The organism is Pseudomonas paracarnis (genome assembly GCF_904063055.1).
Taxonomy (GTDB): domain Bacteria; phylum Pseudomonadota; class Gammaproteobacteria; order Pseudomonadales; family Pseudomonadaceae; genus Aquipseudomonas; species Aquipseudomonas paracarnis.
On the sequence record NZ_CAJFCN010000006.1, the window covers coordinates 294,936 to 310,989 of the forward strand.

General features: G+C 60.9%; 10 protein-coding genes. 6 read left to right on the top strand and 4 right to left on the bottom strand.

Features of this window, described 5'->3' with window-relative positions:
• Positions 1 to 15 precede the first annotated feature (15 nt).
• The 4 genes from xdhA (at position 16) to guaD (ending at position 6,136) form a co-directional block, all read left to right on the top strand.
• A complete protein-coding gene (xdhA, locus tag JMV15_RS15490) occupies positions 16 to 1,464 on the top strand; it encodes a xanthine dehydrogenase small subunit (RefSeq protein WP_014719465.1) in 1,449 nt (482 codons plus the stop codon).
• Complete coding sequence (xdhB, locus tag JMV15_RS15495; RefSeq protein ID WP_019820507.1) at positions 1,457 to 3,856, top strand: xanthine dehydrogenase molybdopterin binding subunit; 2,400 nt, start codon at positions 1,457 to 1,459, stop codon at positions 3,854 to 3,856. The genes xdhA and xdhB overlap by 8 nt, the downstream gene beginning before the upstream one ends.
• Positions 3,857 to 3,979: 123 nt before the next feature.
• A complete protein-coding gene (gene xdhC / locus JMV15_RS15500; RefSeq protein ID WP_014719467.1) occupies positions 3,980 to 4,819 on the top strand; it encodes a xanthine dehydrogenase accessory protein XdhC in 840 nt (279 codons plus the stop codon).
• A 12-nt stretch (positions 4,820 to 4,831) separates the two neighbouring features.
• A complete protein-coding gene (gene guaD / locus JMV15_RS15505; protein WP_014719468.1) occupies positions 4,832 to 6,136 on the top strand; it encodes a guanine deaminase in 1,305 nt (434 codons plus the stop codon).
• 154 nt (positions 6,137 to 6,290) lie between these two features.
• Here guaD and JMV15_RS15510 read toward each other — a convergent pair whose 3' ends face one another.
• A complete protein-coding gene (locus tag JMV15_RS15510) occupies positions 6,291 to 7,055 on the bottom strand; it encodes a GntR family transcriptional regulator (RefSeq protein WP_014719469.1) in 765 nt (254 codons plus the stop codon).
• A gap of 222 nt (positions 7,056 to 7,277) precedes the next feature.
• Between JMV15_RS15510 and JMV15_RS15515 the strand changes: the two genes are divergently transcribed.
• On the top strand, positions 7,278 to 8,468 hold the full coding sequence (locus tag JMV15_RS15515; protein WP_019820510.1) for a benzoate/H(+) symporter BenE family transporter: 1,191 nt from the start codon (positions 7,278 to 7,280) through the stop codon (positions 8,466 to 8,468).
• Positions 8,469 to 8,505: 37 nt separating this feature from the next.
• Here the strand turns inward: JMV15_RS15515 and JMV15_RS15520 are convergent, their stop codons facing one another.
• The gene (locus tag JMV15_RS15520) at positions 8,506 to 8,850 is read right to left on the bottom strand and encodes a YggL family protein (RefSeq protein ID WP_003193255.1); all 345 of its coding nucleotides are present in this window, start codon (positions 8,848 to 8,850) and stop codon (positions 8,506 to 8,508) included.
• 236 nt (positions 8,851 to 9,086) lie between these two features.
• Between JMV15_RS15520 and dacB the strand changes: the two genes are divergently transcribed.
• Entirely contained in the window at positions 9,087 to 10,547 is a 1,461-nt protein-coding gene (dacB, locus tag JMV15_RS15525) for a D-alanyl-D-alanine carboxypeptidase/D-alanyl-D-alanine endopeptidase (RefSeq protein ID WP_014719471.1), read from the top strand.
• Positions 10,548 to 10,677: 130 nt separating this feature from the next.
• Here dacB and JMV15_RS15530 read toward each other — a convergent pair whose 3' ends face one another.
• Both JMV15_RS15530 and rlmKL read right to left on the bottom strand, forming a co-directional pair.
• A complete protein-coding gene (locus JMV15_RS15530) occupies positions 10,678 to 13,062 on the bottom strand; it encodes a sensor domain-containing diguanylate cyclase (RefSeq protein WP_201491728.1) in 2,385 nt (794 codons plus the stop codon).
• 200 nt (positions 13,063 to 13,262) lie between these two features.
• Entirely contained in the window at positions 13,263 to 15,527 is a 2,265-nt protein-coding gene (rlmKL, locus tag JMV15_RS15535) for a bifunctional 23S rRNA (guanine(2069)-N(7))-methyltransferase RlmK/23S rRNA (guanine(2445)-N(2))-methyltransferase RlmL (protein WP_014719473.1), read from the bottom strand.
• Positions 15,528 to 16,054: the final 527 nt, after the last annotated feature.

Here is a 16,054-nt window from a genome sequence, read left to right on the forward strand (position 1 = left end):
TCTGCGAGGCCTTCCGTGATCCAGTTTTTACTTAACCAGGAACTCCGTAGCGAGCACGCCCTGGACCCCAACCTGACCGTGCTCAACTATCTGCGCGAGCATGTGGGCAAACCCGGTACCAAGGAAGGCTGCGCCAGCGGCGACTGTGGCGCGTGCACCGTGGTGGTCGGCGAGCTGCACACCGACGAGCAAGGCGCCGAGCAGATTCGTTACCGCAGCCTCAATTCCTGCCTGACGTTCGTGTCGTCGCTGCACGGCAAACAACTGATCAGCGTTGAAGACCTCAAGCACAAGGGTCAACTGCACAGCGTGCAACAGGCCATGGTCGAGTGCCATGGCTCACAGTGCGGCTTTTGCACCCCGGGCTTCGTGATGTCGCTGTTTGCCCTGCAAAAGAACAGCGACGCCCCCGACAGCCACAAAGCCCATGAAGCCCTGGCCGGCAACCTGTGCCGCTGCACCGGTTATCGCCCGATTCTCGCCGCCGCCGAACAGGCCTGCTGCAACAAGCCCCTGGATCAATTCGACAGCCGCCAGGCTGAAACCATCGCCCGCCTCAAGGCTATCGCGCCGACCCAGACCGGCGAACTCAACAGTGGTGATAAGCGCTGCCTGGTGCCACTGACCGTTGCCGACCTGGCCGACCTCTATGACGCCTACCCACAAGCCCGGCTGCTGGCCGGCGGCACTGACCTGGCGCTGGAAGTCACCCAGTTCCACCGCACCCTGCCGGTGATGATCTACGTCGGCAACATTGAAGCCATGAAGCGCATCGAGCAGTTCGACGACCGCCTGGAAATCGGCGCGGCCACCGCCCTCTCCGACTGCTACGCCGCGCTGCACCATGAATACCCGGACTTCGGCGAACTGCTGCAACGCTTCGCCTCCCTGCAAATTCGCAACCAAGGCACCCTGGGCGGCAATATCGGCAACGCTTCGCCGATTGGTGATTCGCCGCCGCTGCTGATTGCCTTGGGCGCGCAGATAGTACTGTGCAAGGGCAACACCCGCCGCACCCTGGCGCTGGAAGACTATTTCATCGACTACCGCGTCACCGCGCGCCAGGACAGCGAGTTCATCGAGACCATCATCGTGCCCAAGGGCCACACGCTGTTCCGGGCCTACAAGGTGTCCAAGCGCCTGGACGACGATATTTCCGCCGTATGCGCAGCGTTCAACCTGAAGATCGACAACGGCGTGGTCAGCGAAGCGCGCGTTGCGTTCGGCGGCATGGCCGCCACGCCAAAACGCGCAACCCGCTGCGAGGCTGCGCTGGTAGGCGCCACTTGGAATGCGGCCACGGTAGAAAAAGCCTGCACCGCCCTGGCCGGCGACTTCACCCCACTGTCGGACTTCCGCGCCAGCAAGGAATACCGCCTGCTCAGCGCGCAGAACCTGCTGCGCAAATACTTCATCGAACTGCAAACGCCGCACATCGAGACTCGGGTGACCGCTTATGTCTAACCATCACGCCGTGGTAAAAACCCAGGCCGAACTTGCCGCACTGTTTGCCCAGGACCTCACCACCGGAGTCGGGCGCAGCGTCAAGCATGACAGCGCCGCCAAACACGTCAGCGGTGAAGCACAGTACATCGACGACCGCCTGGAATTTCCCAACCAGTTGCACCTGTATGCGCGCATGTCGGACCGCGCCCACGCCCGGATCATCAGCATCGACACCGCGCCCTGCTACGCCTTCGACGGCGTGCGCATTGCGATCACCCATGAAGACGTACCGGGCCTGAAAGACATCGGCCCGTTGATGCCCGGCGACCCACTGCTGGCCATCGACACCGTTCAGTTCGTCGGCCAGGTGGTGCTGGCCGTGGCCGCCCGCGACCTGGAGACCGCACGCAAGGCGGCAATGGCGGCAGTGATCGAATATGAAGACCTGGAGCCAGTGCTGGATGTGGTCGAGGCGTTTCGCAACAAGCACTTCGTGCTCGACAGCCACACCCACCAACGCGGCGACTCGGCCACTGCGCTGGCAAGCGCCAAGCATCGCATACAGGGCACCTTGCATATCGGCGGCCAGGAACACTTTTATCTGGAAACCCAGATCTCTTCGGTGATGCCCACCGAAGACGGCGGCATGATCGTCTACTGCTCCACGCAAAACCCCACCGAAGTGCAGAAGCTGGTGGCCGAAGTGCTGGATGTGTCGATGAACAAGATCGTGGTCGACATGCGCCGCATGGGCGGTGGTTTTGGCGGCAAGGAAACCCAGGCCGCCAGCCCGGCGTGCCTGTGCGCCGTGGTGGCGCGCCTCACTGGCCAGCCGACCAAGATGCGCCTGCCACGGGTCGAAGACATGCTGATGACCGGCAAGCGCCACCCCTTCTATATCGAATACGACGTAGGGTTTGACGACAACGGCCGACTGCACGGCATCAACCTGGAACTGGCGGGTAACTGCGGTTGTTCGCCGGACCTGTCCAACTCGATTGTCGACCGCGCCATGTTCCACGCCGACAACTCGTATTACCTGGGCGACGCCACGGTCAACGGCCATCGCTGCAAGACCAATACCGCCTCCAACACGGCCTATCGCGGCTTCGGCGGCCCGCAGGGCATGGTCGCCATCGAAGAGGTGATGGACGCCATCGCCCGCCATCTAGGCCAAGACCCGCTGGCCGTGCGCAAGGCCAACTACTACGGCAAGACCGAGCGCAACGTTACCCACTACTACCAGACCGTCGAACACAACATGCTCGAAGAAATGACCGCCGAGCTTGAGGCCAGCAGCCAATACGCAGAGCGCCGCGAAGCGATCCGCCTGTACAACGCCCACAGCCCGATCCTGAAAAAAGGCCTGGCGCTGACCCCGGTGAAATTCGGTATTTCGTTCACCGCCAGTTTCCTCAACCAGGCCGGCGCGCTGATCCATATCTACACCGATGGCAGCATCCACCTGAACCACGGCGGCACCGAGATGGGCCAGGGCTTGAATACCAAGGTCGCGCAAGTCGTGGCCGAGGTATTCCAGGTAGAAATCGACCGCGTCCAGATCACCGCCACCAACACCGACAAGGTACCCAACACCTCGCCCACCGCTGCCTCCAGCGGCGCCGACCTGAACGGCAAGGCCGCGCAGAATGCGGCCGAAACCATCAAGCAGCGCCTGGTGGAATTTGCGGCGCGCAAGTACGACGTAAGCGAGGCGGACGTGGAGTTTCGCAACGGCCATGTGCGCGTGCGCGAGCAGATCCTGAGCTTCGAGGCGTTGATCCAGCAGGCGTATTTCGCCCAGGTATCGCTCTCCAGCACAGGTTTCTACAAAACCCCGAAAATCTTCTACGACCGCAGCCAGTCACGCGGGCGGCCGTTCTACTACTACGCGTTCGGCGCGGCCTGCTGCGAAGTGATCGTCGACACCCTGACCGGCGAATACAAAATGCTGCGCACCGACATCCTGCATGACGTGGGCGCCTCGCTGAACCCGGCCATCGACATCGGCCAGGTGGAAGGCGGCTTCATCCAGGGCATGGGCTGGCTGACCATGGAAGAGCTGGTATGGAACAACAAAGGCAAGCTGATGACCAACGGCCCGGCCAGCTACAAGATCCCGGCAGTGGCCGACATGCCGCTGGACCTGCGGGTGAAGCTGGTAGAGAACCGCAAGAACCCGGAAGACACGGTGTTCCATTCCAAGGCCGTGGGCGAGCCGCCGTTCATGCTGGGGATTGCGTCGTGGTGTGCGATCAAGGACGCGGTGGCGAGTTTGGCTGACTATCGCCAGCAGCCCAAGATCGATGCGCCGGCCACGCCCGAGCGGGTGTTGTGGGGGTGTGAGCAGATGCGGCAGTTGCGGGCGGCGAAGGCTGTCGAGGCTGACACTGAATTGGCTTCGCTCTAGACCCAGGCGCTGCCATCGCGGGCAAGCCCGGCTCCCACATTTTGAGGTGCTAACCCGATCAAATGTGGGAGCTGGCTTGCCTGCGATAGCGGCCGAACTAACAGCAGAAATGTTGAGGTAGACATGGACAACTGGATCAGCGCCCTCGCCACCCTGCACAACCAGGGCGAACCCTGCGTGCTCGTCACCATCATCGAGGAACTCGGCTCAACCCCGCGCAACGCCGGTTCCAAGATGGTCATCAGCGCCGCGCACACCTTCGACACCATCGGCGGCGGGCACCTGGAATACAAGGCGATGCAGATCGCCCGAGACATGTTGGTGCGCGGCCAGCAGAACACTCATCTGGAGCGCTTCAGCCTCGGCGCCAGCCTGGGCCAGTGCTGCGGTGGCGTCACCGTGCTGTTGTTCGAGCCCATGGGCCAGGCGCAGGCGCACATCGCCGTGTTTGGCGCCGGCCATGTCGGCCGTGCGTTGGTGCCATTGCTGGCAAGCCTGCCCTGCCGGGTGCGCTGGATCGATTCCCGCGAGCAGGAATTCCCGCAGCACATCCCCCAAGGCGTGCGTAAAATCGTCAGCGAAGAGCCGGTCGACGAAATTGCCGACTTGCCAGCAGGCAGTTACTGCATCGTCATGACCCACAACCACGCGCTGGACCTGGAACTGACCGCCGCCCTGCTCAAGCGCAACGACTTCGCCTACTTCGGCCTGATCGGCTCGAAAACCAAGCGGGTCAAATTCGAACACCGCCTGCGTGATCGCGGCTTTGACGCCGCGCAATTGCAACGCATGCGCTGCCCCATGGGCCTCCCCGAGGTCAAGGGCAAGCTCCCGGTGGAGATCGCCATCTCCATCGCCGGCGAAATCATTGCCACCTATAACGCCAATTTCGGCCAGCACCTTGCCGGCGCCGAACCTATTGCCAAACTGCTGCCGGCTTCACGCCGCAGCCAAGCTATCTAAATCGAGACGATCATGCCTTTGACTCGCAAAGCCTACCGTGCCGCCATCCTGCACAGCATCGCCGACCCTGCCGTGGTCGGGATCGAAGCCTCCTATGAATATTTCGAGGACGGCCTGCTGGTGATCGACAACGGCCAGATCAGCGCCCTTGGTCACGCCAGCGACCTGCTGCCGAGCCTGCCCGCCGATATCGACATCACCCATTACCAGGACGCGCTGATTACCCCTGGCTTGATCGACACCCATATCCACCTGCCACAGACCGGGATGGTCGGCGCCTATGGCGAGCAACTGCTGGACTGGCTCAACACCTACACCTTCCCTTGTGAAAGCCAGTTTGCCGACAAGGCTCACGCCGAAGAAGTCGCGGATATTTTCATCAAGGAGTTGCTGCGCAACGGCACCACCACAGCGCTGGTGTTCGGCAGCGTGCACCCGCAATCGGTGAATGCATTCTTTGAAGCGGCCGAGAAACTCGACCTGCGCATGATTGCCGGCAAGGTGATGATGGACCGCAACGCGCCTGATTACCTGACCGACACCGCCGAATCCGGCTACCAGGAAAGCAAGGCGCTGATCGAACGCTGGCACGGCAAGGGGCGCCTGCATTACGCGGTGACGCCACGCTTCGCCCCTACGAGTACGCCGGAGCAATTGACGCTGGCCGGTCAGTTGCTGGGCGAATACCCGGATTTGTACATGCAGACCCACATCAGCGAAAACAAGCAGGAAATCGAGTGGGTCAATGAGCTGTTCCCGGAGCGCAACGGCTACCTGGATGTCTACGACCACTACAAGCTGCTCGGCGAGCGCTCGGTGTTTGCCCACGGCGTACACCTGTGCGATGACGAATGCGCACGGCTGGCAGAGACCGGCTCGGCAGTCGCGTTCTGCCCGACGTCGAACTTCTTCCTCGGCAGTGGTCTGTTCAACCTGCCGATGGCCGAAAAACACAACTTGAACGTGGGCCTGGGCACCGACGTGGGTGGCGGCACCAGCTTCTCGCTGCTGCAAACCCTGAACGAAGCGTACAAGGTCATGCAGCTGCAAGGTGCGCGCTTGAGCCCGTTCAAGTCACTGTACCTGGCGACCCTGGGCGGCGCTCGAGCGCTGCGCCTGGAAGACAAGATCGGCACGTTGCAACCAGGCACCGATGCAGACTTCCTGGTGTTGGATTACAACGCCACGCCGCTGCTGAGCTACCGCCTGAAACAGGCCAATAACATTGCCGAGACGTTGTTTGTACTGATGACGTTGGGGGATGACCGGACGGTGCTGCAAACCTATGCAGCCGGGCAGCTCGTTCACCAGCGCTGATCTCAGAGCCCCCCACAAAACCAATGTGGGAGGGGCTTGTGTGGGAGCCGGGCTTGCCCGCGATGCAGGCACCGCGGTATGTCAGTTACACCGCGGTGATGCTATCGCAGGCAAGCCAGCTCCCACACAAGCCAGCTCCCACATTTGATTGGATTTACAACTTTACAGACGAACGCCCAGGTTTTTTAGTCTGTAAAAGGTGCGAAAACACCGCATGCAAATCATCCGACGCACTCTCTTCATCGAGGTTGAGCTTGCTGTCGATGTGATCCATGTGATGCATCATCAAGTTCACCGCCAACGTCGCATCCCGGGCTTCGATCGCGTCGATCAACTGGGTGTGCTCATCGTAGGAACAGTGCGAGCGGTTGCCGCTTTCATACTGGGCGATGATCAATGAGGTCTGGGACACCAGGCTGCGCTGGAAGCTGATCAGCGGCGCGTTCTTCGCGGCTTCGGCCAGCTTCAAGTGGAATTCGCCAGAGAGACGGATACCGGCGCCACGGTCACCGCGCGAGAAGCTGTCGCGCTCGTCGTTGACCATCTGGCGCAACTCGGCCAGCTGCTCGGCCGTGGCGTGCTGCACCGCCAATTCTGTGATCGCCCGCTCCACCAGGCGCCTGGCCATGAACACCTGGCGTGCTTCTTCGACGCTTGGGCTGGCAACCACCGCACCGCGATTGGGCCGCAGCAGTACCACGCTTTCATGAGCCAGGCGCGACAGCGCGCGGCGAATGATGGTGCGGCTCACGCCGAAGATCTCGCCCAGTGCCTCTTCACTCAATTTGGTTCCGGGCGCCAGGCGTTGTTCAAGGATCGCCTCGAAGATATGCGCATAGACGATATCGTCCTGGGTTCCGCTGCGACCGGCCTTGCCGGCTCGCGGTTGTTTCTTGAGAGGTTGCAACTGTTCGTTCATGGGCACTCGGGTTTGAGAACGGCGAATTAACGGTAATACGGCAACAGCGTGTCGCTGGCAAGTATCACCTAAAAACAGCGCACATTGTACACAACCCACTGCGCCAACACACTGTACGGCTGTTTGCGGGCTCGGCTGTATTGCAATGACTCGTTACGTTTGAGTTTAGGCTTGAATCAGAGCCGCCAGCGGCAAATTCCCGGCAATAAGGAACACCTCTCCATGACCGACGCCACCCAAGCGCCCTTGCGCCCACTGGCCGACACTTCTGCGTCGGCCGTCGTCGCCGGCTTTATCGCCATGATGACCGGCTACACCAGCTCCCTGGTGCTGATGTTCCAGGCCGGCCAGGCCGCCGGCTTGACCACGGCGCAGATTTCTTCGTGGATCTGGGCGATTTCCATCGGCATGGCGGTGTGCAGCATCGGCCTGTCCCTGCGCTATCGCACACCGATCACCATCGCCTGGTCCACCCCTGGCGCGGCGCTGCTCATCACCAGCCTGGGCGGCGTGAGCTATGGCGAGGCCATCGGTGCCTACATCACCTGCGCGGTACTGGTGACGCTCTGCGGGTTGACCGGCAGCTTTGAGAAACTGGTCAAGCGGATTCCGGCGTCACTGGCGGCGGCGTTGCTGGCGGGGATCCTGTTCAAGATCGGCAGCGAGATTTTCGTCGCCGCCCAGCATCGTACCGGGCTGGTGCTGGGGATGTTCTTCACCTACCTGATCATCAAGCGCCTGTCGCCGCGTTATGCCGTGCTGGCCGCCTTGCTCATCGGTACCGCCTTGTCAGGGCTGATGGGGCTGCTGGATTTCAGCGGTTTTCATCTGGAGGTGGCGACGCCCGTTTGGACGACGCCGCACTTCTCGCTGGCGGCGACCATCAGCATCGGCATTCCGCTGTTCGTGGTGGCCATGACCTCGCAGAACATGCCCGGCGTAGCCGTGCTGCGAGCCGACGGCTACACCGTGCCGGCGTCGCCGTTGATCACTACCACTGGCCTGGCGTCATTGGTGCTGGCACCGTTCGGCTCCCACGGCATCAACCTGGCGGCGATCAGCGCCGCGATCTGCACCGGGCCGCACGCCCATGAAGACCGCAACAAGCGCTACACCGCTGCGGTGTGGTGTGGGGTGTTCTATGGGATTGCCGGGGTATTCGGCGCCACGCTGGCAGCATTGTTCGCAGCCCTGCCCAAGGAACTGGTGCTGTCGATTGCGGCGTTGGCGTTGTTTGGCTCGATCATCAATGGCTTGAGCATCGCCATGAATGAGCCGAAGGAACGGGAAGCGGCGCTGATCACCTTTATGGTCACGGCGTCAGGCTTGACGTTGTTTTCCATCGGTTCGGCGTTCTGGGGGATTGTGGCGGGGGTGTTGACGCTGCTGATTCTGAATTGGCGCAAGGCATAAAAAAACGGCGACCCTCAGGTCGCCGTTTTTTTCAGTATCACTTAGCCGCGTTGATCGGCTTTTCCGGATACCACACGTCCAGCAACGGGCTGACTTCAGCCTTGGTCAGCTCGGAACGGGTTTTCAGCCAGGCTTCCACGGCAGCACGCTGCTCTTCGGAGACCGAGCCACGCTTTTGCAGGCAAACCAGACCGTAGTCATCGCCGCCGACATAGCCCAGGCCATTGGCTTCCATGGCTTCTTTGATGAATGCTTCGAGGAAAGCGTCGATAGCTTCTTCACTCAGGCCTTCGTTGAAGTCCAGGTTCAGTTCGAAACCCAGCTCTTGAAATTCATCAACGCACAGTTTTTTGCGCAGACGCTGGGAACGGTTAGTCGCCATTGGAACAATCCTCATAAGTATTAACGGGCGGCACTTTAGCAGTTTAAGGCGGCAATTGCCCGACTCTCTGGGACCGACGGGCAAATGCGCGCAAAAAAACCATGATTAGCAGCTATCGTTCAGCTACACGTGGCGCCAGCTTGGGGCATAATGCCGACACTTTCGTGACCAATGAGGGATTTTCTTCCATACCCCTCGCCTTTTTCACCCTCCTCAGCAGTAGGGTTTTATTTCTTATGATCAAATCTTTGCGCTCAGTGTTACTTGCCAGTGTTGTCTTGCCCCTGGCCTTTTCCGTTTGCGCCGCTCCCGTCAATAACACCCTGCCACCCAGCGTTGCGCAGGCCTTGCAGAAGGCCAAGCTGCAAAATACCGCGCTGTCCCTGGTGATGCTGCCCCTGAACGGCCCTGGTACCCCTACGGTCTTCAACGCCGACGTCTCGGTGAACCCGGCTTCCACCATGAAGCTGGTCACCACTTATGCGGCCCTGGAAATGCTCGGCCCCAACCATCAGTGGAAGACCGAGTTCTACACCGATGGCACCCTCAGCGGCGGCGTGCTGCGTGGCAACCTGTACCTCAAGGGCGGCGGCGATCCCAAACTGAACATGGAAAAGCTCTGGTTGCTGATGCGCGACCTGCGTGCCAATGGCGTGCAGCAAGTCACTGGCGACCTGGTGCTAGACCGCAATTTCTTCAACCAGCCGCAATTGCCCGAGTTCAACGACGACGGCAACGATGAGAACAAGCCGTTCCTGGTCAAGCCCGACGCCTTGCTGGTCAACCTCAAGGCCCTGCGCTTCGTGACCCGCAATGATTCGGGGCGGGTGATCGTATCGGTCGAGCCGCCGATTGCCAGCATTCGCATCGACAACCAGGTGAAAGTCACCAACGCCAAGCAGTGCACCGGTGACGTGCGCTACAGCCCGGTGACCGCTGCCGACGGCAGCGTGACCGTGACCGTCAGCGGCCAACTGGGTGATGGCTGCAGCTCGCAGACTTACCTGTCGCTGCTCGACCACGCCACCTACACTGCAGGTGCTGTACGGGCGATCTGGAAGGAATTGGGCGGTACCATCCAGGGCCGTGACATCCAGGCACCGGTGCCCAAGGATGCCAAGGTACTTGCCCGCGCCTTCTCGCCGGACCTGGCGGAGATCATCCGCGACATCAACAAGTACAGTAACAACACTATGGCTCAGCAGTTATTCCTGAGCCTGGGTGCGCAGTTTCGCAACGATGCCGATGGCGACGATGCCAAGGCCGCGCAACGCGTCGTGCGCCAGTGGCTGGCCAAGAAAGGCATCACCGCGCCGCACCTGGTGATGGAAAACGGCTCCGGCCTGTCCCGCGCCGAACGGGTCAGCGCCCGCGAGATGGCGGCCATGCTGCAAGCCGCGTGGAAAAGCCCTTATGCGGCGGAGTACATCAGCTCGATGCCGATCGCCGGCACCGACGGCACCATGCGTAAACGCCTGAAAACCACCGCCCTGCGCGGCGAAGCCCATGTGAAGACCGGCACCTTGAACACCGTGCGCGCCATTGCCGGTTACAGCCGCGACAACAATGGCAATACCTGGGCGGTGGTGGCGATTCTCAACGACTCCAAGCCTTGGGGAGCCTCGTCGGTGTTGGATCAGGTGCTGCTGGACCTGTATCGCCAGCCGAAGGCCGTTGCAGCCGCACCGGTTCTCTAAAGCACCACATCACCCTGTCTGATCGTTCCCACGCTCTGCGTGGGAATGCTGTTTTGGACGCTCTGCGTCCGCGCTCAAGGCGTGACGCGGAGCGTCTTAGGATGCATTCCCACGCAGAGCGTGGGAACGATCATTCAAGCGTCAGGGCTTCCTCGACGCGATCCCTGCCCGCCTGCTTGGCCACGTACACCGCCGAATCAGCGCGCAGCAGCAAGCCATCGATACCTTCGTCGATCCGCCAACTGGCTACGCCGAAGCTGGCGGTAACCACCCCCACCGGCTCCATCGCCGCATCACGCAACGACTGCCACAACTGCATCGCCAGGCTGTAAGCCTGTGCGCCATCAGTGTTGGGGCACAGCACCACAAACTCTTCCCCACCCAGCCGGCAAAATACATCGGTACGGCGCAAGCGTTGGCCGATACGCTTGCACAACTCCTGCAACACGCCGTCGCCCACGGCATGGCCGTGCTGATCGTTGATGCGCTTGAAGTGGTCGATATCGAGCATGATCAACGACAGCGCGCCAGAGGTACGGTTGAGCCGGAGCATTTCGCCCTTGAGACGATCCTGGAAATAGCGCCGGTTATAGATCCCTGTCAGGGAGTCGGTAATGGACAGTGCGCGCAGTTCATCCTCGACCCGTTTGAGATCAGAAATATCCGATACATAACCGTGCCAAAGCGTACCGCCTCCCGGCAATTCTTCCGGCGTCGCTTCGCCGCGAATCCAGCGCAGGCCTCGCTGAGGTAATTGCACGCGGTACTCTTCGCGCCAATGGCTCAGTTGCAACGCAGAAAGGCGTATCGAGGCACGCACTCGCTCCAGGTCCAAAGGGTGAATGCGCTCCAGCACCTTGCCCGCATCCTGCTGCAGCACGCCCAGTTCGATTTCATAGATATCGCGCATGCCTTCGCTGGCATAGATGAAACGCCAATTGTCCTGTGGTTCCAAAGTGAACTGGAAGATTCCATCCGGTACATGGGCACTGAGTTTTTTCAGCAGGCGGTCGCGTACCGCAAGGGCCTCATAGGCGCGCTTTTGCTCGGTGACATCCAGGTAAATCGCCAAGTGCCCGACCCACAGGCCATGGTCATCCAAGAGCACGGTCGGCAACATGTTGACCGTCAGTTGGCTGCCATCCTTGCGCACCAGCGTCCACTCACGCCCTTCATGTTGACTGTCCGGGCTCTCCACCAGCATCGCCTGGCTCGCTGGAATGCGCTTGCCCAGCGCCCTGCTCAACGGCTCAGCGCGGGCGTCGAGTTCCGCGGCCACGTGCAGGCGGTCCAAGGTCATATGCCCCAGCACCTCCTCGGCCGTAAAGCCCAACATCTGTTCGGCACCGGCATTGAAGGTGTTGATCACACCGCGCAGGTCAGTGGCAATGATCGCCACTTGAGTCGCCGCATTCAGCACGCTGCGCAGTTGCCCATGGGCACCGCGCAACTCCTGCTCACGGGCACGCAATTGAACGGTGCGTTGCTCCACCAGTTTCAGTGCGCGCTGGCGCTGGCTGACCAGCATGTAAAGCAGCGCACTGAGCAAGGCGCTGAGCAACACGCCCATCGCCAGAATGGCGTGCATCGAAGAATGGTTGGCCTTGTCGAACACTTCGCTGGCGCTCAGGCTCAGGGCGTAGACATGATCGCCCAGGGTGAGGCGACGTGCAGCCGTCAAGCCACTGCTGCCCAAGGCGTTACTGGACGCGTACAACACCCGTTGCTGGGTGTCGGAGGTGTCTACGATCTGCATCACCAGGTTGTCCCGGTTGGGCCTGGGCAACCCCTCGGCCACCAGCTGGCGCATGCTGATCACCGCCATCACAAAGCCGTAAGGCTCGGCATCTGCGACTTTGCTCACGGGCGCCACCAACAACACGCCTGCCGCATAAGCGGGCTCCACACCCACCAATTGCATGGGCTGTGACACCGCCAACTGGCCGCTTTCTTGCGCACGCGCCAGCGCTGACCGGCGCAGGGGCTGGGCCAGCAGATCAAAGCCCAGCGGCGAGCCCAGCAAACTTTGGGTCTGGCTGTACAGCACCGGTACGTATTCATCGCGCTCGGCCGCGGGCGCCAACTCACCTGCAGTATTCAGTTCGCGGATACTGAAGGGAATGCCACGCTGGCGAGAAATGTCCTGCTCAAACAAGCTGCGCTGCGTACGAAATATCCGTGGTGCCCAGGCATAGGCACGGGCATGCAACAACAGCGGTTTGGCGAAACCGTCGAACTCGGCGCGGGATACCTCTGCGGAATTGACGAAGAAACGCTGCAGGCTGCCCAGGCGTTGTTCCTGATCTTCAAAACGTTCCTGGATGCGGCTGTAGCGTTCGTTGACCAGCAACTGGAACCGCTGGCGCACCTGCTGCTGATACAGGTCCGAAGCCGCCCACGCGACGACCACCGTCAGCGCGCTACCGACCAGTAACACCACCAATGCCACCAGCCAAGCCGATGCCTGCTCACTGATAAAACCAAGGATTTTCGGGCGAACGACTTGCATCGGCATAGGCAACACTCACAGCGCCAGTGTGCGGGGGTGTCACTTTGGCTAGGGCTTAAGTTATAGCCATCGGTCATGGGTTTGACCAGTGCAAAAACAATAGGAGCGAGCTTGCTCGCGAAGAACCTGAGAGCGCTGCGTTAAACCGGATACGCAGCGCTATCGTTGACGATCTTCGCGAGCAAGCTCGCTCCTACAGAGAAAAATCAGCGTGCGGTGATTTTCCAGGCGCGGTGGATCTTGGCATTGCGCGCAAAATCAGGGTCGATGGTCTTGTCGCTGATTTCCTCGACCGCATAGCGTTCGCTGAGGTTGTCTTCCAGCTGGAACTTGCGGAAGTTGTTGGAGAAGTACAGCACGCCACCCGGCGCCAGGCGTGCCATGGCCAGGTCGAGCAACTGCACATGGTCACGCTGCACGTCGAAGATGCCTTCCATGCGCTTGGAGTTGGAGAAGGTCGGCGGGTCGATGAAAATCATGTCGAATTCATCGCGGCTCGCTTCCAGCCACGCCATCACGTCACCCTGTTCCAGGCGGTTCTTGTCGGAGAAGCCGTTGAGGGAGAAATTGCGACGCGCCCAGTCCAGATAGGTCTTGGACAGGTCGACGCTGGTGGTGCTGCGCGCGCCGCCCTTGGCAGCATGCACACTGGCTGTGGCGGTGTAGCAATACAGATTGAGGAAGCGCTTGCCCGCCGCTTCCTTCTGGATGCGCATGCGCATCGGGCGATGGTCGAGGAACAGGCCGGTGTCCAGGTAATCGGTGAGGTTGACCAGCAACTTAACGCCGCCTTCACTGACCTCGGTGAACTTGCCTTGGGCACTCTGACGCTCGTATTGCTTGGTGCCGCTCTGACGCTCACGACGCTTGACCACCACACGGCTCTTGTCGACGTTCAGTGCCTGGGGAATTGCCGCCAAGGCATCGAACATGCGGGCCGAGGCTTTTTCCGGGTCGATGGATTTTGGCGCCGCGTATTCCTGCACGTGCACCCAATCGTGGTACAGGTCGATCGCCATGGAGTACTCAGGCATGTCGGCGTCATACACACGGTAGCAATCCACCCCTTCGCGCTTGGCCCATTTGCCCAGCAGCTTGAGGTTCTTCTGCAGGCGGTTGGCAAACATCTGCCCGCCTTCGCTCAGGCGCGCCTGCTCCACCACGGGGGCCGGGGCGGGCTTGATCGGGTTGCCGTTCTTGTTGTACTGACGCTCTGCCGGCTCGCTCGGGGCCTGGTCGTAAGCCGCCTGCTCACGTTCGGCCTGGCGCTGTTCCGGGGTGCGGCGCTCGCCGGTGACGAACTGGTCCGGATTGACCTTGATCAGCAGCAACTTGCACGGCAATGCGCCGTTCCAGAACGAATACTGTTTGTGGCTGCGGATACCCATGCGCTTGCCCAGGTCCGGCGCGCCGGTGAACACTGCGGCTTCCCAGCCCATACAGGCTTGGCGCAAGCGTTCGCCGAGGTTCTGATAGAGATACAACAGGCTGGCTTCGTCACCCAGGCGCTCACCGTAGGGTGGGTTGCAGATCACCAAACCTTTCTGATTCTGATCCGGGCGCGGCTCGAACGTGCCCACTTCGCCCTGGTACACCTTGATCCAGTGGCTCAGGCCGGCGCGTTCGATGTTGTTGCGTGCGGGCTGGATCAGGCGCGGGTCGGCTTCGTAGCCACGTACCCACAGCGGCGGCTTGTTCATGCCGATGGCCGCCCGCTCAGTCGCCTCGGTATGCAGCTTTTTCCACAACGCCGGGACGTGACCCAGCCACGTGGTGAAACCCCACAGCTCGCGGTTAAGGTTGGGGGCCATGTCGGCGGCGATCATTGCGCCTTCAACCAGGAAGGTGCCGACACCGCACATCGGGTCGGTCAGCGCGCCGCCTTCGGCGGCAATACGTGGCCAGCCGGCGCGAATCAGGATCGCCGCTGCCAGGTTTTCCTTCAGGGGTGCCGCGCCCTGCTGCAGGCGGTAGCCACGCTGATGCAGGCTGTGGCCGGAAAGGTCCAGGGACAGGATCGCTTCGCCACGGTCCAGGCGCAGGTGAATGCGCAGGTCAGGGTTAATCTTGTCGATGGACGGACGTTCGCCGGTCGGGGTGCGCAGTTTGTCGACGATCGCATCCTTGACCTTCAGCGCGCCGAAGTGGGTGTTGTCGATGCCCGAGCCGTGCCCGCTGAACTCTACCGCGAGGGTACCGTCGGGGACCATGTGGTCAGCCCACTCGATGTCCAGCACGCCGTGGTAAAGATCCTCGGCGTCTTTCATCGGGAAACGCTTGAGCACCAGCAACACGCGGTTGGCCAAGCGCGACCAGAGGCACAAGCGGTAGGCGGTTTCCATGTCGGCCATGCCGCGCACGGCCGAGGTGTGCTCGCGGGCTTCCTCAAGGCCAAGCCCGACGGCTTCCTCGATCAGCAGGCCTTCGAGGCCCTTGGGGCAGGTGAGGAAGAGTTCAAAACGGTCCGACATGGGGCATTCCAGGCTTTTCAGCAATAAGTGAACCGGCGACGCATCGCCGGTTCGGTTTTCAATCAAGCACTTTTCTCGAAGAGTGCTCGCGTGGCACGAATGTGCCGTTCCACCCCGTCTGGCGGGCTCTTGAGCCTTTATTGGCGAGGCAGAAGAAGAATGTTGCGCAACAAAAAGAAATATTCCGACCCTTCGTCGAATAATAACCGACTGCAATAGGCGGGCATTCTCACTAAGGAATTAAACCTTTCCTCTTTACAGGGCACATCATAGCTGGCTTTGCCCTATAAAAGGGGCGAATAACCAGCCCAGCTTATGGCTATAGCATCGTTATCGTTACGTGCTTATGACAAAACGATCATTGAATACATGTGACCTATTGGTTAGAACTCAACACAGGTTGGCGCCGTAACGGTGCCAACACATTGGCTCGCCACGCCGGCAGCGAGCCCACCAACGGCAGAAAAACTCTGCCCGGCCTTGGACAAGGCCGAAGGATATCTAGACAGTCAACAAGTGAGGGAAAC